A 21368-nucleotide genomic window follows, 5' to 3' on the forward strand; every position below is an offset into this window, starting at 1 on the left:
ACATCGACCCATTCCCCACATTTGGGGAATCCGCACTCCGGCCTGCCATGCCAGCGAATCCCGACATGTTGCCAACCCGGCATTCTCTCATCGAGAGGGCCCGCTCGCACCATGACACCAGGACATGGGAGGATCTGCTCGATTACTACGAATCCTTCATCAGCAAGATCCTCCTGCGGATGGGTTTCCGGGGCATGGATCTGGAGGATGTCCGGCAGCAGGTGTCGCTCAAACTCTGGCAGGGGCTCAAGTCCTACCGGCGGGACGCAGGCGGGGCCCGTTTTCGGAACTGGCTCTCGACCTTGATCCGCAATTCCGCGATCAATTGGATCAGCGCGCAGCGCCAGGTCGGGCGCGAATCCATGCTGGAGTCGGGCGACCTGGAGCGCATCGCCGCCAAAGGACCGGAAATCGAGCAGCTCATCGAGCAGGAATGGCAGCGGCATGTCGTCACCCTCGCGGTCGAGAACCTCAAGAAGGTGTTTTCCGGCAAGGCGATGGAGGTGTTCGCGCTCTCGCTCGAGGGCGAGTCGGTGGACTCGATCGCCGCCACCCTCGACCTGCGCAAGGAAAGCGTCTACGTCCTGAGGACGAGGGTGAAGTCCAGGGTCCGACAGGAGATCGCACGGCTTCAGCAGGAATTGGAGGGGGGGCGCCATGAATGAGTCCGACCCGTTCTACGAGAGGTCCTTGCAAAGAATCGACGCTTTCGCCGCTGACCTCTACGCCGATGCGGAGGCGCAGACCAGCACCTGCGAGACCCGCGATGACCCGGCGCCGCTGTTCCATGCCCTGAAGGGCATCCCGGCCCGTTACGAAGGGGCGGAACGGATCGGCCGTGGCGGGGCCAAGGAGATCTTCCGGGTCCGCGACCTGCGCTCGACCCGCGAGGTCGCGATGGCGAAGCCTTTGCCGTCCCTCGGTGAGGATGACTTTGACGCCTTCCTGCGCGAGGCGCACATCACCGCACGACTCGACCACCCCGGGATCGTGAAGCTCTTCGACATGGGAGTCGATGAGGACGGGCGACCGTTCTTCACCATGGAACTCAAGAAGGGCCGCTCGCTGCGGGAAATGCTGCGGGAGGCAAAGGAGGGCCGGGAGTTTCCCTTGAGGCAGCGGCTCTCGATCCTGCTCCGTGTCTGCGAGGCGGTCGCCTACGCCCACTCGCGCCGGGTTCTCCACCTCGATCTCAAGCCGGAGAATATCCAGATCGGCGAGTTCGGGGAGGTGCAGGTTTGCGACTGGGGCATGGGCGTGGTGCTTCGGCCTCCCGAGGGCGAATTGGAACAGACCGAAGTTCTCCTCGACCCCGACCTCTACGGGCCGCTTCTGCGGCACTCTCGCGGCACGCCCGGCTACATGGCACCGGAGCTGTCGGAGGCCGGCAGGCCGAAGTCGGTTGAGATGGATGTCTTCTCGCTTGGCTGCATGCTGCAGGAGCTGCTCACCCTGCAGGCGCCGGATGGCCCGGAGCTTGCACCGGAGAGCGGCGACGAGGTGCTGGGGGCCATCGTGGCCAAGGCCACGAGGAAGAATCCGGTCAAGCGGTATTCCTCCGTGGCCGGGCTCCAGCGGGACCTGTCGCGCTACCTCGCCGGCTACAGCACCTCGGTCGAGCATGCGGGGTTTGTTCGGGAAGTGCAGTTGTTTTACCGCCGCCACCGCACGCCCTGCCTGCTGGTGGCGGGGTTCGTGCTGCTGTTCGTGGCGGGGACCACCGTGTTCATCGAAAGGCTCGAACGAAGCCGCGAGGAGGCCGTGGTGGCGCGGCAGCTTGCCGAGCAGGCCCAGGACCTCTACCGCGCCCAGAAAGTCGAGGCGGAAACCGCCCTGCAGAACTATCTCGCCGCCACCGAGGAATCCGACCGCCGACTCGAAGAGCAGGGGCGCCTGGCTGCCGAGTCGGTGAGCCGCCTGACAGGGAAGCCATTTTTTGAGAATGAAGCCATCCTGCCAAAAATGGTCCGCGAAGGGCATCGGCGCCTGGACCGGGTGATCGCGCTCGACCCACCCCCTGAGTCACCGGTTTGGCAATATAAGTTCTGGCTGCTGTTTCTCACCCAGGATCTCAAGGGCGCGCTCCAAGTCCGGAGCGGAAACCTCGACAACGTCGAGGACCTGGTCGCCCTGGCGCACGAGCATGCTCCGGCTCAGACCGAATCCGGGTGCCTTCCAGCCCCAGCCTTCGCCGAACTGCTGAGGACCCTCGCCGGCTTGAAGGATCCGAGCCGCAACCCCCTGATGGAACGGATGCTGATCTATGACCAGCAGTTCCCCAGGCCGGATGAGGAGCGGGTGGCGATCCTCCGCGAGGTGCTCGCCGTGGTGAATTCGGATGCCTCCGAGGTGGAACTCACCTTCGACTCCCGGGACCGGTCCCTCGTGGTGCGCGGCGCCAAGGTCCGTGTGCTTTCCCTGCGGGCAAGGCACGGCTGTTCCGACCTCAGTCTGCTGCGCTTCCTCAAGCCCGTCAGGCTCGTGTTGGAGGGGACCGGCGTGACCGACCTCGAGGAACTCAACGGCCTGCAACCGGTGTTCCTCGATCTCCGTGACACCGACGTCCGAGACCTCCAGCCGCTGACCCGGATGCCCTCCCTGCAGGAGGTCAAACTGACACCGGGGCGCTTCACCGAAGAGGAACTCTCGATCCTCGAGGAGCGGGAGGAACGGGAGTAGTCGGCCGCCACGAAGCGCCCTCCTGCGTGCCCCCGCGCGGCGAAACCGCAGAAACTTTGGGAAAATTTCGCCCCGAGTGTTTCGATTTTCCCGTCGGGACGGTTCTTCCCTGCGAATGCCCGAAATCCGGGCGTTCTGTCAGTTTCGTGTGTCCACCAAGGAAATGCGAGCATAGCTGGCATTCAGTCACCATTCAGATTGCGCACAAGAAAGCACTTTTGCACTCTCTTCGCTGGAACTACCTGAACCACCTGCAAATCACGACCTCATTCCCAATCATGGAATCCAAGAAATCCATCGTCTCCGTTGCTCTCTTTCTCGCTTCGATTCTCACCACTTCCGCGACCACGGTTGTCCTGAATCAAGCCACCATCAATGCCTCCGCCGAAGTTTCCGGAGCCAGCATTACCGGAGCCACTGATCTGGATCTGGGCACGTCGACGCTCACCTATGCTGATTTCACCATCAGTTCGACCAACAATGGCAGCGCATCGAATATTTTTGTAAGTGACATTGGATCCGGCACCGAGATGGTTCAGATCGGTAACAATGGTCATAGCGGCTGGAAAGCTTCAGAGCTTTCCAACAATGAACTCGTGACCGTCACATTCAATCAACAGGTCAATCTCACCCAGGTTACCTTGCACGCCTGGGGGAATAATGACGACCCTGCCTTCATCGGGCTTGCGGGTGATCCGGGAGTGATTTCGGTTTCAAGCTTCACCAATACGGGAGCCGTTGATGGCGATGGTCTGGAGGCCCAGCCGAACGGTTACGTTTACGACGGCGTGGGTGATCTGCTCACACTGCGGATCGATGGATTTGCCCATCAGGTCACCGTCAACTTTGAGAATCCCGTCAGCTTGAACTCATTCACCGTTACCTCCGGAAGTAGCGATGCGGGCGCAGGCGGCATCGGCTTTGGCGGTTTCACCTATACCGCGATACCGGAGCCTTCCACGGCCCTCTTGGGAGCGATGGGTCTGCTGGCGCTGCTGCGGCGCCGTCGTGGATTCTGATCCGGACCGCTGGTGGCCTGGCGAGGCCTCCAACCTGCTGCTTCAGATTCCGTCCGAACGAAGGTCGGGACGCTCTCTGAGTGCCTATCCTCGCATGGCCCCTCAAGAACCCGGCTCTGATGAACGGTGCGAAAACCCTCTCGTTGCTGGCGAGCTTAACGCTCCCGCTTGCGGCTGAGACCTTGCTCCCCGCCGAATTGGGGCCGACTGGCAGTCTCCCGCAAGTGGTTCGAAACGCCACCCTGCGAGTCCTGGCGCAGAGTGGGAGCCAGCTATTCAGAGGCGATTTGAACGGGACTCCCATTCTCGGGATTGAAGGAGGCTTTGATAATGCAACCGTGTCCGGAACGGAAACCCTCAGCCTCTTCTTCGACCGCAGGAACCGGATTGATGCCCTGGAACTCGGCGGCTTCGACCCCTCCGATTCGCCGGTGCTCATTTCGGGTTTTACCAGCGATCCTGGGGCTCCGCTGAGCAATGGCACGACGAGTTTTGCCAATGGCGTCCTTTCCCTCACCGCGACCAGCTTCGTCGAGGTCGCGGCCGTCGCGTTTGCAAACCCGCAGAACGTCGACCTCTTTACCATCTCTGCGCCGGAGGCGGATGCCGAAGGCAAGGGCATAAGCCTGGTCAGCCTTTCCCATACCCCGCAGCCACAAACGCTCTATCGGGAGGAGTTCCCAAACGGTCGCCGCAGTGCCCGTCCGCTTGCCGCCTGCGGCTGGGATGCAAGCTCGGCGACGGGCACTGGGTCGGGCGGCAGCATTTCCCCCACACAGACCGTGGTCGCTGCAGGCGACCTCGGCAGCGGTGACCTCGGCAGCGCCACGGCGAGTTCAGGAGGACTCAGCTTCAGCAGTGCCTCGGGCAACCTCTTCATTGGCGAGGAGGCCACCTACACCTCGATCGGGATCGTTGGCTCGTTTAAGTCCACCACCCTTAGCCAGGGAGAGAACTGCGACATCACCCCTGTCGACAGCATGGTGGTGGATGAGATCACTTTCTCGGGATTTGGCGGCAACGATTCGCCCATTCTGCTCTCCGGCTTCCCCTCGGATCCGGGGGCCACACTCAGCAACGGAACCGCTGTTTTCGCCGGCGAGACCCTGACCCTGACCGCCACCAGCTTCGCGCAACTCGCCACTCTCAGCTTCGCCACTCCCCCGGTCCTCAGCACACTCAACATCCGCTGCAACGGAACAGATTCCGGTGCCGGCGGCGTCGGAATTCACACACTTACCTACCGTGCCGCCATCGGCGGCTTGCCCTCCACCGCGCAGATTGCCGGCATCTTCGGTGACGACCACGCGGAGATCTTCGCCAGCCAGTCCAATGGGGACACCAAGGCGATCATTTCCACCGAGGAGGATTGGATCGACCACGACCCGGCGCGATATACCGGACTTGAACTCCGCTGGGAGCAGGCCGGTGGAGCCAACGGCGCCAACGTCGAGGTCCGCCCCATGATCGAGGTGAGGGGGCAGTGGTTCGCATCGGCAACCTCCTTCGGAACCTCCGCGGACAATTCTCCCTTTGAGAACAAGAGCCTGACCCTCTCGACCGCCGCCGCTGACTGGCGCTCTGTCACGCTTTCCGACAACTCGGCGGTTCTTGGTCCACCGCCTGCCGGTGATCTCAGCGGCCCGATTACCAATCTCGGATTCTTCGCCGACTTCAGCGCGGATGAGGAGGATGAGACCCTGCTTCTCGATCGCGTTGAACTGGTCGGCCATCCACTCTTCCCCGACGAAGAGGCGTGGACCTTTGTGTCGATGCCCGACTTCACCAATGCTGACATCGCCGACATGTCCGGTGCGCTCACGGGGGTGCCCGCCGCCTCCGGTTGGGATGGCGGTCAAAATGGCAGCACGGCCGAGATCGAGGACAGTTTTCTCGGCCTCTTCCAGTCGATGACTTCCGAGTCACCGGACCTCTTCCTTGTGGCCGGCGACCTCGTCGAGGGCGAGTGGTTCAAGGACGCCGCCGGGCGGCAGATCATCGGCCCGGTCAACAGCGATGCAAACCGGGAGCTCGCCTTCATCGAGGGCTCCTACTACTTCTACGGCCACTATCAGAACGCCTGGTTCGGCGCCAACGACCTCCGGGTCATCGCCTGCGTGGGCGACCATGAACTCGGTGACAACGACTGGGGAATCAACGGTGCCAACACCAAGCTGATCCCGACCATGCGCAGCGAGTTCTCGCGCTGGTTCACCCGCTTTCCGGCCGGCCAGTGGTCCACTTACACGCCGGGCGGACGGCCCGACCGCACCAGCCCCGACTTTGCCGACACGCCGGCTCCGCTCATCTACCCGGACCGGCCGGTGGGCTCGCCGCACGAGCAGACCGCCTTCGCCCTGCGCCACAAGGACACCCTGATCATTTCGCTGGACGTCTGGCAGCACGTCGGGCCGGGCACCTTCCTCTACCCCTATGGCGGCACGGTCAAAGCGGAGCTGGAAGCCACTCAACTCGCCTGGGTCCAGAACCTTCTCGCCGAGGCGGAAGCGGATCCGACCATCCGCCACATCATCACCCAGTGCCACACCCCGATCCTGCAGCCGGTGCTGACCACCGCTTCCTCAGGCATGACCTACATCGATGGCGAGTCCAGCCCGCTGTTCCAAGCCATGGCGGACTACGGGGTCGATCTGCACTTCTCCGGTGAAGTCCACGACATCGCGGCTTCTCTCGCACACGAGGGCGTCCAACAAATCGTCCACGGCTCTCCGCCCGGATCACGCGTCCTCAACTACCTTCTCGTCCGGGTCTTCCCCGATCAACTGGACTGCACGATCAAAACCGGTCGCCAGTATCGCGACACCTCCGTCCCCTACTGGCAACCGGAGGACGGCAACGGCAAAGCAGGCTTCGCTGAAATCCGGGAACCCTTCAAGGCCTCCGGCCGAATCACGATCGACAAGTCCGGCCCCGAAAAAGTCGTCTCGGACAGCACCGGGTTTCTCGCCAATATCGAGCACGACGATTATCTCCTCCACTATTCTTTCGATCATCCAGCCGGGACCCGACAGATGCCGAACGAGGGCACGCTTCCCGACCTCAATGCCGACGGCCAGAAGAAGTGGCTCGGCGACCTCGACTCCGCATGGCTCGCCTCACCCGATTTCGGCCCCGGCAAATTCGGCAACGCCCTCAGCTTCGCAGGGGTCGCGGGCAACCCCGACCAGATCAATGCGGGGGAATGCCCCACTCCGCTCGCCAAGCCGCGCACCCTCGCCTTCTGGCTCAGAACGTCCCGGCCCGGCTTCATGAACATCGCCGGATACGGAGACGACGAGAGACCTTTCGGGGAGTTCAACGCACAGATCAGCGCGGACGGTCGCCTGCAACTCGACATCGGCGCCTACACCGCCGCCGCGCTTGGGGGACCGGTGATCAATGACGGATTGTGGCACCACTGCGCCATCGTCGTCCCCGCCTGGGACCAATCGACCCTTGGCGAAGTCCTGTTCTACGTGGACGGTGTCCAGTATGCAGCCGACACCACAGATCCGGGTGAGACCATCCTGACAAAGACGACCTCGTCGAGAGGGCAGATGTTCATCGGGCGTCATCCCCTCAACACCAACGCACCCTTCGTCGGGGAACTCGATGATCTGGTCCTCTGGGGCCGCGGCCTGGGCGCCGCCGAATTGTCCCTCCTGCATGCCTTCGGCTCATCCACATTGGCCTACGATGTCGCCAGGGCCGACCCACTACTCAAGGCGTTCCGGCGCGGCGAGGGGGTCGAGATCGACGGCACCACCTGGTTCTACGTCGGGGAGGACCTGCGCGGTTCTCCCGGAACTCCCTACGACCTTGACAGCGACTACCTGACTCCCCTCGCGCCCGGCAGCGGCATGTCCACCATCGGAAGTGCCATCGACCGCTCGCTGAAGGGGCGGCTCACCAATGTGGATCGACAAGCCGCCACGGTCACGCTGCAGTGGAACTCCCTTCCCGGAGCCACCTACGACATCGAGGGTTCAGACGACTTCATCGGATGGGACCCCGAGCCGACCGGCCTCAATATTCCCTCCGAGGGAACGACCACCACCCACGAGTTGACACCCACCAGCCTTCCGGCCCGGAGATTCTACCGCATCACCGAGACCCCATGACGGATTCACCTCCCAGCAGGAGGTCAAACTGACACCGGGGCGCTTCACCGAGGAGCAACTCTCGATCCTCGAGGAACGGCAATAGTCGGCCGCCACGAAGCGCCCTCCTGCGTGCGCCCGCGCGGTGAAACCGCAGAAATTTGGAAAAATTTCGCCTCAACTGTTTCGATTTTCCCGTCGGGACGGTTCTTTCCTACAGATGCCCGAAATCCGGGCATTTCGGCGAGGTCGTGCGTCCGCCCCGGACCCTCGATCCCCCGTCAGCATTCAACCACCGCTCATCGCAAGGATCACAAAAGGAGGCATGAATCATCACTTCAAACTCCCACTTCTCGCGGCCCTTCCCTCTCGCATGATGACAGCAATCTCGAAAGGTTTCCTTCCTCCCGCCATCATCTCGCTGGTGCTCACTGCCGCCAGCCATGGCGACACGACATTTCTGACCAACAATACCTCGCCCAAGACCCTGGCCCCGGACGAGGGCGATGGTGCGCCTCTCGCAGGGATCGGCGCCAGTGACGTCACGGCCCTGACCCTGAGCGCTGACGATGGAGGGAGTGCGCTTAATCTCACCACCGTCAGTGTCGTCGACCAGAATGGAGCCACCACCCTCGGCATGGATGGAGATTCCCTTGGCGTCAACAATGACAAGTGGGGCGTCGACCAGGTCTGGACCTTCTCCTTTGACCAGGCTCGCAGCCTCAAGGACATCTCACTCTCTGATGCGAACACCGTTCAGGACAGACTGACCATTTCATCAACGGCGTGGGGGAGTGACACCGTGGTCGATGGCGGCAATTGGACGTTCACGACCGATGGCACGGTTGGCACGATCACCACGGCGGTGATTCCGGGGTCGCCGACTATTTTCGACTTCGACGCCTCCGGCCTGTCGAGCGTACCCGCCAACACGACGATCACCATTGCCCACCTTTCCGGCGGAGGGGGTGTCCAGCTGCATAGCTTCACCGTCGGCACGGTCGTACTCGATCCCGACCCGCCGACCCCCGACCCGATGACCTGGGAAAGCGAACCGGCAGCCATCGGCGAAACCAGCATCACGATGACGGCCACCACCGCCATCGACCCGAGCGGCGTCCAGTACTACTTCACCGAAACCTCCGGCGCCGGCAATGACAGCGGGTGGCAGACCAGCCCGACCTACATCGATACCGGACTCAGCCCCAACACCACCTACACCTACACGGTGAAAGCGCGCGATGCCCTCGGTCTTCACGAAACCGGGGCCTCGGGGGCCGTGGCCGCCACCACTGATCCTGCCGCCCCGCCGACCCCGAATCCGATGACTTGGGCGAGTGTGCCGACGGCGACCTCCGAAAGCATCATCACCATGACGGCCACCACCGCCAGCGACCCGAGCGGGGTGCAATACCAGTTCGTCCGCAGGCTTGGGTTGGGAGGCAGTGTGGAATTCACCAGTGCCTGGCAGGACAGCCCGGAATACACCGATACCGGCCTGAATCCAGGCACTGAATACAGCTACACCGTGGCGGCAAGAGACTCCCTGGGCAACACGACCGATCCGTCCGGCGAGGAGGCCGCCACCACCGATCCTGCGGATGTGACGCCTCCATCACCCAGTACGATGACATTCTCCACCGCCCCGATCGCCATCACCCCCACGAGCATCACCATGACGGCGACCACCGCCACCGACCCCTATGGCGTGGAGTACTTCTTCGACGAGACTTCCGGCAATCCCGGCGGCAGCGACAGCGGCTGGCAGGACAGCCCGACCTACCTCGACACCGGCCTGGATCCAAACACTGAATACACCTACACCGTCATCGCGCGGGACAAGAGCCTCGCCCAGAACCCCACGACGGCATCATCACCCGCCTCGGCGACCACCCACCCTTCAACGGGCATCGGGACGCTCCTCATCGGCGGCTTTGGCGGGACCTCCGCAACCGCGATTCAGAGCGCAACGATCAGCAACGTCGACGTGACGCTCACCAGCTCCGAAGTGCCCGGTGTGCCGACAGACGGCAACGCGCAGATGGATGGCATTCTCTGGGGCAACTCCGCGCTCGATGTCGAGGCACCTTCCATTTCGAACACCCAGGATCCCGGCCGTGCAGCCGTCATCCAGGAAGGAACCGGGACCAGCTGGACCCTGGTGCTGACGGTGACCAACAACGGGGCCGACGAACTTTCCCTGGAGGGCCTTCACTTCAAAACGAAGAAGGATATAAATAATCAGGGGCCGAATTACTGCACCATCGCCTATGCTTCGGGCAACTTGGGTGCGCCAGCCAGCATCATTATGGCCATCCCCAATGGTGCTGGCAATGGGTTCGATATCCCGCTCGCGGGTTTCCTCGCGGATACGACGCTCGCGGGTGGTGAGACCGCCACCTTCACCTGGACCCCGGGGCCTCCGGAAGACCCCGCCGGCAATACGGGCTTCCGCCTGGACAACTTCGCCCTCTCCGGTTCCGTGGCCGGAGGATCCCCTGCCTTCAATACATGGGCGGCGCGGGATGGAGCCAGCGGCGTCACCTTCGAAGGCGACGCCAATGGCGACGGAGTGATCGATGGCCTTGCCTTCCTGCTTGGCGCGGACAATCCCAACGTCAATGCGACCGGCCTGCTGCCGAGCAGCGATGAAAATGGCGGAGATCTCGTCATGAGCTTCGACTGCCTGGCCGCCGCAGCCCGCGGGACGGCCGTACTCACCCTGGGGTGGGACGGTGACCTGGCCGGATCCTGGCTCGGTGTCCCGGTGCCCGGCGCAGTGGGTGCTCCCAATCCGATTGTCGAGGCCAACGGCACCGGAAGCGTCAGCTTCGTGGCGACGGACGGTGGCACGAATACCAGTGGCGACCCCCTGATCGCCATCGAGGCCACCATCAGCGACGCCACCCAGTCTGCCGGAGGCAAGCTCTTCGGACGCCTCGAGGGTGCCGAGTCCACCCCCTGAAGCAGAGTTCACGCGCTTCTCATCACATAACCCATCTGTCCCATCCTTCATCCGCCGTTGCCCCGAACGAATTCTGCCACTGATCAGTTCCACCTTCGAAAATCAACATCCAACACTTCCCTATCATGACTACCACCTCCCAATTTCTCCTGCGCTCCGCCATTGCCTCGCTCGCGCTTGCCGCCTCCAGCCACGCTGCCACGGTCTTCGTCACCAACGACAACGGCAACGCCGCTGACCTTGATGGAGCCGTCGCGACCACCGTGACACCGCTGACCCTGAGCGCTGGTGACGGCGGCGGCACGCTCAACGTCACCACCTTGTCAGTCCTTCAAGATGCCAAGGAGAACAGTCTCGGAATGGACGGTAACTCTCTAGGAGTCGCTGGAGACAGGTTTGGAATAAATAATGGAAACTTTCAGACTTGGATTTTTTCCTTCGATCAAACCCTCAGCTTTGATGGCGTGCAATTCATCGACGAGGTCACAAATACTAATCGAGATTCCATGTCCATTTCATCCAGTGCATGGGAAGGCCTTACCGGCGTGACGGACGGCAGCAATTGGACCTTCGACAGCGTTACCGGCACGATTACGACCGGCGATGTGCCTTACTCGTCGACAGTCTATGATTTCACGGGTGCCGGCCTCGCAAACATCACTTCCGGCACCTCGATTACCATTGCTTTTGCGGGCGGCAACGGCGGCACCGGCCTCGAGAGCTTCACGGTCAGCGTGATCCCCGAACCCGGTTCGCTGGCGCTGATCAGTCTGGCAGGTCTGTCGCTCCTCGCCCGCCGTCGGCGTTAAGGTCAGCGCAAATCTGCATTTCAAGGAAGCCGCTGCATGGTTTATGCGGCGGCTTTTTTTGACCCCGCTTCCATCGAATAAAACCCTCAATCATCGAATGAGAAACTCACTCCACTTCATCATTGCCTCGCTTGCAATGACCGCTGCCAGCCACGGCGACACGACCTTTTTGACCAACAACACCGCCTCCAAGATTCTTGCCCCCAATGAGGCGGATGCGGCGGCATTGGAAGGGGTTGGTGCCACAGATGTCACCGCCCTCACCCTGAGTAGCGATGATGGCGGCGGCACCCTCAATTTGACCACGAATTTAGTAACGGTGAATGCGGGCACTCCAACCCTGGGCATGGATGGAAACTCAATGGGTGCCAACAACGACAAATGGGGGACCAACCAGATTTGGACCTTCACCTTCGATCAAACCCTCAGCTTCGATGGGTTTCAACTCTTTGACAGTAATCAAATTAAAGATAAAATGTCGATTTCATCGACTGCATGGGGTGGTGATACGGTGACCGACGGCAGCAACTGGGTATTCACGCAGGCAGGTGGCGTCGGCACGATCACGACAGGCATTGTTCCGGCGGCCTCCACTGTCTATGATTTTACCGGTTCCGGCCTGTCCAATGTCGCTGCGGGCACTGAAATCACGATCGCATGGGTGGAAGGAAACGGTGCGGTCGAAATGGAGAGCTTCACGGTTGGCTCGGTCGGGGGAGGGGGCACGCCCAACCCCGCCATCCAGTCCTTCACATCCAATGTCGCCAGCGCAACACCCGGTTCTTCGGTGACGCTCAACTGGAGCGCCTCCAACTACGACACGCTCGTCATCGAACCCGGCAGTATCGATGCCGCTGCGCTGAGCACGAACGGAAGCGGCAGCACGAGCGTCACGGTCAACGCGACGACCACCTACACCCTGACGGCCAGCAAGGACGGCAACGAGGCCACCCGCAATCTCGAAGTCACGGTGACGGAGTCGGTGGATAACAGCTCTCCCTCTCAAGTTTCGCTCTGGACGCAGTGGTACCGGCCAGTCGACCAGCCGGTCTTCTCCACCACGGACGGCAACAACCACGATGCGGTCATCTTCCACGAACCGACCGGATCCACCTACAAATACTACCTGATCGTCAGCCATGAGCCCTCCAACGCCTTCCTCTGGGGCACCAACACCTTCTCATGGAACAGCGCCGACTGGACCCTGATCGAGGGCAACTACCAGATCAACGGACAGTATGAATACGACGACGGCGTCAAAGTGGGCGACACCTACTACCTCTTCGAGGCCGGCAAGGTCCTCACCTACACCGGCGACCTGGTCAACTCGAGCGGCAACTGGACCCAGGCCGGCACCTTCCCCTCGGGCACCTGCGACGACATCGGCGTCTTCCATGAAGACGGCGTCTTCCACATCTTCGGGGAGTATGGCAACTTTCCCTATGGACCGGATGGCACCAGCCTGTCCCACTACACTTCCACCACCGGCCTCGGAAACTGGACCCTGGTCGATGCCAAGGCTGTCGATCCCAATCCCGATGGGGGCAATGCCAATGGCGTGGGCGACGCCACCATCATCAAGGTCGACGGCATCTACTATCTCTTCTGCGATTTGGAAACGCAGACCAATCCCTATCGGGTGATCGCCTGGTCATCGACTGACATCAATCAACCATTCACCTACCTCGGCATCGCCTTCGAACCCCGCGAGGGCGAAACCGACGACTGGGACAACTATCGGGTCCAGGACGCCGACATTCTTTACGTCCCCGAACTGAAGCGCTTCATCATGGTCTGCAACATGCGGGACCTTGACGGAAACCCGGGGCCCAACGCGACACGCGTCATCGGCACCTTCTACTCGAAGGTGACCGACGGCGGTTTCGATGCCTACCTCGAGGGCTTCCCGACTCTGGCTGGCCCCGATGCCCTCGTCGATGCCGATCCCGACGGCGACGGAGCCACGAACGGCGAGGAATACGCCGGGGGCACCCTGCCCGATGATTCATCCAGTGTTCCGCTTCATCATTTTACCAGCGTCGAGGACAGCGCACTCGACTACCCGGCTCTGGTCTTCGACCGCATCAAGGTCGATCCCCAGGCAACCCGGACCGGCGAGACCAGCAACGCCGGCAGCCTCGATACCGGCGCGTTCTCCCCGGCTGCGGGTGTGGAAGTCCTCACCGGCCCGAGCGAGATCGGGGCCTTCTTCGAGAAGGTGACCTATCGTTCCACGACCCCCTGTGGAGCGGCGGACTCCCAGTTCCTTCGTGTGCGCACCACCATCGCTCCCACACCGTAGACATGTTGCGATCCCTGAAACCAACGCGCCTCAAGGAGTCGAAACACCTCGAAGCTACCTTTCAAGTCAGCTTTTCGCAGCATCCGCAGACTGCGGGTGTTTCAGCGGCGAGCAGTGAGTTGGTCCCCACCGGCAGCAGTGGCGGTGGTCCGACCGTCCGGGCGACATTCAGCGGGCTTTCCTGTTTCCTGACTTCATTTCCATCCATGCCTCGAATCTCGCTCTTCCTTTGCCTGCTGGCACTGTCGACTCTGTCGGCCCAGGGTCGGCCAAACATCATCATCTTCTTCACCGACGACCTCGGCTACGGTGATCTCGGTTGCTTCTGGCAAGACCAGCGCTCGGCCACGAAGAAGTTCGACACTCCGGCGCTCGACCGGATGGCCGCCGAGGGGGCGAAGCTGACGCATCACTATGTCGCCGCCTCGGTCTGTGCACCGTCGCGCGCCTCACTGTTGACCGGCCGCCACCAGGGCCACTGCGAGGTCCGCAACAGCCAATTCGACAAGGCGCTCCCCGATAGCCACAACGTCGCATCCGTTCTCAAGGCAGCCGGATACCGCACCATTCATATCGGTAAGGACGGTTTGTCCGGTGGGGAGGGATCCACCAATCTGACCGGGACCGGTTCGCAGAATCTGGCCGCCCACCCCCTGGACCGGGGCTTCGACCGCTTCTTCGGCTACCTCTTTCACTCCGACGGCCATGAGCACTACCCGCGCAACGGGACGACCAACAAAAGCGCCCACATCTACGACGATTACCAGCAGATCACCAATGCCTCGGTTGACCTCTACACCACCGACGCCTGGACCGCTTGTGCCAAGCAGGAGATCATCAACGAGGCCACTGATGGCGATGACCAGCCGTTCTTTCTCTACATCGCCTACGATGCCCCGCACTTCAACATGCAGCGGCCCGCGGTGGCTTATCCGCCCATCGACAATGACGGTGACCCACTGACCGGGGGCATCCAATGGACCACCGCCACCGACGGATCGGGAAACGTCCGCTACGCCTCGACGGCCGACGGGACCGGCACCATCGACGGCTACACCCACCCCGACATTCCCTCCGCATGGGCGGCATCAGAAAAGCAGCACGTGGGCATGATCCGGCGCATCGACAATTCGGTCGCCGACATCCTCCAGACCCTCAAGGACCTGGGCATCGACAACAACACGATCTGCATCTTCAGCTCCGACAACGGGCCGCACAACGAGGGCAACAACCCGCGCACCTTCGAGTCCTTCGCCAACATGGAGGGCATCAAGCGCGACATGTGGGAGGCGGGAATCCGCGTGCCCACCATCGTTCGCTGGCCGGGCAACATTGCCGGAGCCACCGGCAACGAAGCCAATATTCACGAGATTGATTATCCCAGTGCACTTTGGGACTGGATGCCGAGCTTCTGCGAGATGGCCGGCGTGCCGGCTCCGGCCTGGTGCGACGGGGTGTCCCTGCTGCCCGCGCTGACAGGTAGCGGCACCCAACGTGACAAGGGATACCTCTACTTTGAATTTCAAAACAGCGGAAGCACCCCGGACTGGACCGAGTTCCCCAATCACCGGGGAGAGACCAAGGGTGAAATGCAGGCTCTGCGCATGGGCAATCACATGGGCGTCCGCACGGGCATCAGCACGGGCAGCGAGCCCTTCAAGATCTACGACGTCACCACCGATCCCGGGCAGGCCACGGACCTGGCGGGCAGCCTCCCCGAGCTCGCCGCCGAGATGCAGACCCTCGCCCTCACCGCGCGTCGTCCGGGCGGCGGTGTCAGTCGGCCATACGATGGTCTTGCGCTGCCTGCGCTATCGTTTGCCTACACCCTGACCTCCGGTGTCGACTGGAAGAGCTACACGGATCCCGGAGCCACCTGGCAATGGGTGCCCGAGTTCCGGGACCTGACGCCGACGGCCACCGGCACCACCACCAACATCAGCCTCGACGTGCGCCCGGCCGACGAACACTTCGGCATGCTCTACAGCGGATACATCGAGATCCCGACGTCAGGCAGCTACACCTTCCGCCTGGACTCGGATACCGGGGTCGACTTCTTCCTGCACGATGGCCACCTCATTGCCAACGATTACGACCACAGCCCCAGCGCCACATCGGTCGCCGTGAACCTCGAAGCCGGACTGCATCCCTATCGCCTCTACTACCGGCACGCCACGGGGGGGCGCAACCTTTCGCTCCAGTGGTCCGGGCCTGGTTTGACGCAACAGCCGGTGCCGGACTCCGCGCTCTTTGCGTCCACCCCGCAGCCGCTGACGGCAGTCGCAGATCTTTCCACTACGATCATCGGTCAATCCATACTCATCGACGTGCTGGCCAATGACTTGGATGACGGCCTGCCTTCACCCATTTCCATCCAGAGCGTGGCCACCCCCGACTTCGGCACGGCAGGCATCGAAACCGGAAAGATCCGCTACACGCCACCCGCGGGTTTCGAAGGCACCGCCGCTTTCAGCTACACCATCACCGACGGTGATGGCAGCGACAGCGCGACCGTGACAGTGGACGTGGCTCCGCAACAACCGCCCAGCGCCGTCGACGACGAGGCCGCGACCAGCGGAAGTCTTTCGGGTCCGGGCGATCCGGTCACGATTCCGGTGCTGGCCAACGACAGCGACCCGGACGGTGGGCCTTCGCCGCTATCCATCAGCTCGGTGGGCGAGCCGATTGGTGGCAGCGTCGTCATTTCCGGAAATGACCTCGTCTACACCCCGGCCAGGAACTTCATCGGCACCGATGCCTTCCCTTACACGGTCAGTGACGGGGCCGCGGCGGCGACCGCCCGGGTGGTGGTCGAGGTCAGCGGACCAAGCCCGGGAAATTTGACCGCTTATTGGGATTTCGAGGGTGTGGACCCTTCCGATGTGACCGATTCCGTCAGCAGCGCGGTCGGCACGCTTGTCGGCTCGGCGGCGACGAATGGCGCGGCCATCGCCCCGACGGGGTCGAATTCGCTCAATCTGCCAAGCTCGGGTTCGTATTTCGATGCCAACACCAATGGCGGACTGGGGGGCACCGGATCGTTCACCGTGTTTGCCTTTATCCGACACACCGCCGACACCTTGGGAACCTTCTTCAACTACTCCCCGAGCCCCAACCAAGGCGGCAGGGACCTGCGCCTGTTTGTCATGGGCAATGGTGGCTACCGCATCGAAATGACTGCCGGCGCCTTCTTCGAGTTGTCGTCCACGGACTTTGATTTGAGTGACGGCAACACCCATGCGGTGGCGGCCGTCTTCGACAGCTCGACAGGCGACAGCTTCCGGGACGTCGACCTTTATGTGGACGGCAAGCTGTATGACGTTCCGAGCGGCACCGACCATATCGTCAATCTGCTGGCGGGTGGAAGCATCCAGATCGGCCGGGATCAGGTCGGTGCCAACAACCGACCCTTCGTCGGGCAGGTCGATGATGTGGCCGTCTACAATGAGGCCCTCAGCCTGGCTCAGTTGGATGATCTTGCAGCCCGGGGAGTCCCGGCAGCAGAACTGAACCTCTTTTCCATCTGGATGGCGAACCCCGACTTCGGATTGCCGGTGGAAGACCGCGCCTTCGGCGCCGACCCTGACGGCGATGCACTTGCCAATGGTCTGGAGGCCTGGTTCGGCACTCACCCCGGTGTGGCCAATGCAGGTCTGACCATCCTGATGACCGGCGCCAACGAAACGCGCATCCAACATCCGCAAAACCCGAATCCCCCGGCCAATTTGTCCGCCGGCTACGAGTGGTCGCCCGACCTCTCCGACTGGTTCCCGCCCGACGGGGTTTCAGGCCCGAGCAACGGCACGAAGGCCACCTCTCTCATGGAAACCACCGATGGAACCCGAACCATCACCATCACAACCACCCCGGAACTGGAGGCACTTTTCCTCCGGCTGGCGGTCACTCAAGAATAGGACCTCGGCGGTTTTCTGAATCTGCGAAACGAATTGTCTCAAATCCACAAGCCACCGATGCCGAAGCAATCTGACCCCGATCCAAACAACCCACCTGCCATGAAACGCAACCCAAAAATCCTGGTCTTCTCCACCCTCGCCTCGCTTGCGCTCACTGTCGCAAGCCACGCGGATACGACCTTCGTAACCAACACCTCCGGCAACGCGGCTGCGCTTGCGGGAAACGGCGCGGGGACAACGACACCTTTGACCCTGAGCGCCGCCGATGGCGGGGGCACGCTTAACCTCACCACCGTGTCAGTCCTTCAAGATAATGCTGAAAGCGCACTTGGAATGGATGGCACTTCGGTAGGCGTCTTTAACGACAAATTCGGAATCAACAATGGCAACCCTCAGACGTGGATTTTCAGCTTTGATACAACCCTCAGTTTCAAAGGCTTCACCTTTGCAGACGAGAATGGCACGGGAGATACCATAACGATCTCCTCGAGCGCATGGACCAGCGATACGGTGACAAATGGTGCCAATTGGACCTTCAGTGGCGGCACGATTACAACCAACGGCATACCAGGCACTCCGACAGCCTATGATTTCAGCGGTTCCGGCCTTTCCAACATCGCTGCGGGAACGCAAATCACGATCGCATTCGGCTCCGGTAATGGTGGCGCTGCTTTGCACAGCTTCACGGTCGGCACGATCGCCGCCGACACCGACCCACCGACCCCCGACCCGATGACCTGGGCCAGCGTGCCGGCAGCCGTGAGTGACAGCAGCATCACCATGACGGCCACCACCGCGAGCGATACCAGCGGCGTGGAATACTTTTTTACCTGCACCTCCGGTGCAGGCAATGACAGCGGCTGGCAAAGCAGCCCGACCTACACGGATGAAGGCCTGAGCCCGAATACGACCTACACCTACACGGTGAAAGCGCGTGATGCCGTCGGTCTTTACGAAACGGCAGCCTCGGACCCGGAGTCCGCTACCACCGACGCGCCGGACACGGCCAAACCCAGCCCCGACCCGATGACCTTCGCGGTCGTTCCCACGGCGGCGGGTTCCTACTCGATCTCAATGACGGCCACCACGGCCACCGACGCCAGCGGCGTGGAATACTACTTCGCCGAAACCTCCGGAAATCTCGGGGGCAGCGACAGCGGCTGGCAGGACAGCCCGGAATACACGGACAACGGCCTCAGCCCCGACACCACCTACAGCTACACCGTGACCGCGCGCGACAAGAGCGCCAACCAGAACCAGACCGCCGCGTCCACCCCGGCGGCCGAGGCCACCACCGACCCGGAGCCGGTGGAGCCCGTTCTGGTGGGCGGATTCGACGGGACCAATGACGTCGCCCTGCAGAGCCCCACCATGGCCAACACCACGGTGACGCTGAGCAGCACCACGGGTGCCATCGCAAACGCGGGCAACTTCCAAAGCAACAGCATTCTCTGGGGCACCACGGACCTCGACGTCGATCCCGTCGATACGAACTCGAAGGCGATCGTCCAGTTCGGTTCACCGTTCACGCTGACGCTGGTGGTGCAGAACAACAACTCCCTGGACCTTGCGCTGGATAAGATCCACTTCCGGGTGAAGAAGGACGTCAACAACGAGGGTCCCAACAAGGTGACCATCACCTACACGGCGGGTGCGCTGGGACCCGCCGGCGTCAGCACCGAGGTCACCATTCCCAACGGGGTGACCGGTCATGATGTGAGCTTCGGCGATTTCCTCGCCGACACGACCCTCGCCACCGGCGAATTCGCCTACTTCACCTGGTCGCCCGGTCCCCCCGAGAATCCCGCGGGCAACACCGGATTCCGGGTCGACAACTTCGCGGTCTCGGGAACGCTGACCATTTCGGACTACCTCTCCTGGGGCAGCGGGCAGAACTGGACACTTGGCGACCCCGGGACCGGCGAGCAGGAGGACTACGACGGAGACGGCCTCAGCAATGACACGGAGCGGATCTTCGGCCTGGACCCGGCGGATTCGAGTTCGGTGACCCCGTTCACGTCCCCCTTCGACCCCGCCGCCGGGACCTTCAGCTACACCCGGCGGAGCCCGTCACTCACGGGGCTGACCCACCAGATCTTCTATTCCACGGACCTCGACCAGTGGGAACTCGATGCCGGCGCCCTCCAGACGCCCGGCGCCCTGCTCAACGGTGTCGAGACCGTCGATGTCGCGCTGACGCCTGCCCTGCTCGACGAGCCCCGGCTTTTCGTCAGGGTCGCCGCACAACTGATCGTCCTCGGACCCTCACCCGAGCTGATCAGCCTGTGGGGCACCGGCAGCACCATCACCTTGAACTTCACCGAGGCGCTGAATGAAGGGACAGCGACCAACACCGAAAACTACACCGTGGAACTGGACGGGGGAGGCAGCATCACTGTCACCGGAGCATCGCTCAGCGAGAACGGCAAGACGGTCACCCTGAGCCTGGGTTCCAGCCTCAGCTTGGCCAGCGCCTACAACGTGACGCTTGGCAATGTAACCGGCCCCAACGGCGAGCCGCTCGTCGGCGACAGCGTGGGGCAGTTCCAGACCTGGGACGACGACCCGAACGGGATCAAGGTCTTCATCCTCGCCGGACAGTCGAACATGGTCGGCTACGGGCGTGAGGGCAGTGGCGTCGACGTGAAGGGCACCCTGCGCTACCTCGCAAACAACGATGCCAGCTATCCGGAATACGCTTACAGCACCATGCTCGATACGCCCAGTGATCCCGCCAACAGCACCTGGGCCTCCCGCAGTGATGTCCGGGTCTGGTGGCTCGCCAACACCTCGGGGAATGACACCCTCGGCACCACCAACATCCGCAAGGGCGACCTGACGGTCGGCTTCGGCAAGGACGGCACCATGATCGGCCCCGAGTATGCCTTTGGCCAGGTTCTGGGCGACTTCTACGGCTCCAATGATGTGCTCATCATCAAGACCGCCTGGGGTGGCAAGGCACTCGCCTCCGAGTTCCGCCCGCCCAGTGCCGTCGCCGACCGCGGCGGCGAAGTCGGGTTCTACTATCAGGCCATCATCGATCAGACACGCCAGGCACTCGACAACCTCGACACCGAATTCCCGGACTGGAGCGGACAAGGCTACCAGATCGTCGGCATCGGTTGGCACCAGGGTTTCAACGACAAGGTCAACCCGGACTTCTCCGCCGAATACAAGGACAACCTGCCCGACCTGATCAGCGACCTGCGGGGGGAATTCGGCAAACCCGACCTGCCCTTCGCCATCGCCAGCAGCGGCATGACCGCGGCGCCGGTTGAGGCCTTCCCCTACTCCGGCTACTCACTGGTGGAAAAGGCGCAACTCTGGGTCGCCGGGGTGGCCCAACCCGCCGAGACCCAATCCAGCGATACCCGCCCCTTCTGGGAAGCGGTGGCGGATTCCCCGATGGACCAGGGCTACCACTGGAACCAAAACGCCCGCAGCTACTTCCGGATCGGTCAGGCGCTGGGTGACGACATGGTGGACCTGCTGACGCCGTGACGGACCGCTCTCACCTCCACGCCGAGGCCGCTTCCGGGTCGTCCCATTGTGGGACTAGCCAGACGCCGGTCGACCGCGC

At 62.4% G+C, this 21368-nt stretch carries 9 protein-coding genes; all 9 read left to right on the top strand.

Going from position 1 to position 21368, the window contains the following annotated elements:
- Positions 1-65: 65 nt before the first annotated feature.
- The 9 genes from ACG2LG_RS03210 to ACG2LG_RS03250 all read left to right on the top strand — a co-directional run bounded on the left by ACG2LG_RS03210 (position 66) and on the right by ACG2LG_RS03250 (position 21289).
- A complete protein-coding gene (locus ACG2LG_RS03210) occupies positions 66-665 on the top strand; it encodes an RNA polymerase sigma factor (RefSeq protein WP_396256246.1) in 600 nt (199 codons plus the stop codon).
- The gene (locus tag ACG2LG_RS03215) at positions 658-2679 is read left to right on the top strand and encodes a protein kinase (protein WP_396256247.1); all 2022 of its coding nucleotides are present in this window, start codon (positions 658-660) and stop codon (positions 2677-2679) included. The genes ACG2LG_RS03210 and ACG2LG_RS03215 overlap by 8 nt, the downstream gene beginning before the upstream one ends.
- 278 nt (positions 2680-2957) lie before the next feature.
- Positions 2958-3698 carry a PEP-CTERM sorting domain-containing protein gene (locus ACG2LG_RS03220; RefSeq protein WP_396256248.1) on the top strand — a complete coding sequence of 247 codons (741 nt, stop codon included), beginning with the start codon at positions 2958-2960 and terminating at the stop codon, positions 3696-3698.
- 338 nt (positions 3699-4036) lie between these two features.
- Positions 4037-7819 carry a LamG-like jellyroll fold domain-containing protein gene (locus tag ACG2LG_RS03225; protein ID WP_396256249.1) on the top strand — a complete coding sequence of 1261 codons (3783 nt, stop codon included), beginning with the start codon at positions 4037-4039 and terminating at the stop codon, positions 7817-7819.
- A gap of 352 nt (positions 7820-8171) precedes the next feature.
- Positions 8172-10763, top strand: a complete 2592-nt coding sequence (locus ACG2LG_RS03230) for a hypothetical protein (RefSeq protein WP_396256251.1) — start codon at positions 8172-8174, stop codon at positions 10761-10763.
- 125 nt (positions 10764-10888) lie between these two features.
- Positions 10889-11572 carry a PEP-CTERM sorting domain-containing protein gene (locus tag ACG2LG_RS03235; RefSeq protein ID WP_396256253.1) on the top strand — a complete coding sequence of 228 codons (684 nt, stop codon included), beginning with the start codon at positions 10889-10891 and terminating at the stop codon, positions 11570-11572.
- Positions 11573-11669: 97 nt separating this feature from the next.
- Positions 11670-13874: a hypothetical protein gene (locus ACG2LG_RS03240; protein WP_396256254.1), complete on the top strand. Its 2205-nt coding sequence runs from the start codon at positions 11670-11672 to the stop codon at positions 13872-13874.
- Between the two features lie 206 nt (positions 13875-14080).
- A complete protein-coding gene (locus ACG2LG_RS03245) occupies positions 14081-17788 on the top strand; it encodes a sulfatase-like hydrolase/transferase (RefSeq protein WP_396256256.1) in 3708 nt (1235 codons plus the stop codon).
- Positions 17789-17887: 99 nt separating this feature from the next.
- Positions 17888-21289: a sialate O-acetylesterase gene (locus ACG2LG_RS03250; RefSeq protein ID WP_396256258.1), complete on the top strand. Its 3402-nt coding sequence runs from the start codon at positions 17888-17890 to the stop codon at positions 21287-21289.
- Positions 21290-21368 lie beyond the last annotated feature (79 nt).

Source organism: Haloferula sp. A504 (assembly GCF_044385805.1).
In the GTDB taxonomy this organism is placed as follows: Bacteria; Verrucomicrobiota; Verrucomicrobiia; order Verrucomicrobiales; family Akkermansiaceae; genus Haloferula.

Bases quoted from the DNA above. Each gene is read 5' to 3' on its own strand.
- ACG2LG_RS03250 (WP_396256258.1), top strand. From the start codon at position 17,888: ATGAAACGCAACCCAAAAATCCTGGTCTTCTCCACCCTCGCCTCGCTT.
- ACG2LG_RS03240 (WP_396256254.1), top strand. From the start codon at position 11,670: ATGAGAAACTCACTCCACTTCATCATTGCCTCGCTTGCAATGACCGCT.
- ACG2LG_RS03220 (WP_396256248.1), top strand. From the start codon at position 2,958: ATGGAATCCAAGAAATCCATCGTCTCCGTTGCTCTCTTTCTCGCTTCG.
- ACG2LG_RS03210 (WP_396256246.1), top strand. From the start codon at position 66: ATGTTGCCAACCCGGCATTCTCTCATCGAGAGGGCCCGCTCGCACCAT.
- ACG2LG_RS03215 (WP_396256247.1), top strand. From the start codon at position 658: ATGAATGAGTCCGACCCGTTCTACGAGAGGTCCTTGCAAAGAATCGAC.
- ACG2LG_RS03230 (WP_396256251.1), top strand. From the start codon at position 8,172: ATGATGACAGCAATCTCGAAAGGTTTCCTTCCTCCCGCCATCATCTCG.
- ACG2LG_RS03245 (WP_396256256.1), top strand. From the start codon at position 14,081: ATGCCTCGAATCTCGCTCTTCCTTTGCCTGCTGGCACTGTCGACTCTG.
- ACG2LG_RS03235 (WP_396256253.1), top strand. From the start codon at position 10,889: ATGACTACCACCTCCCAATTTCTCCTGCGCTCCGCCATTGCCTCGCTC.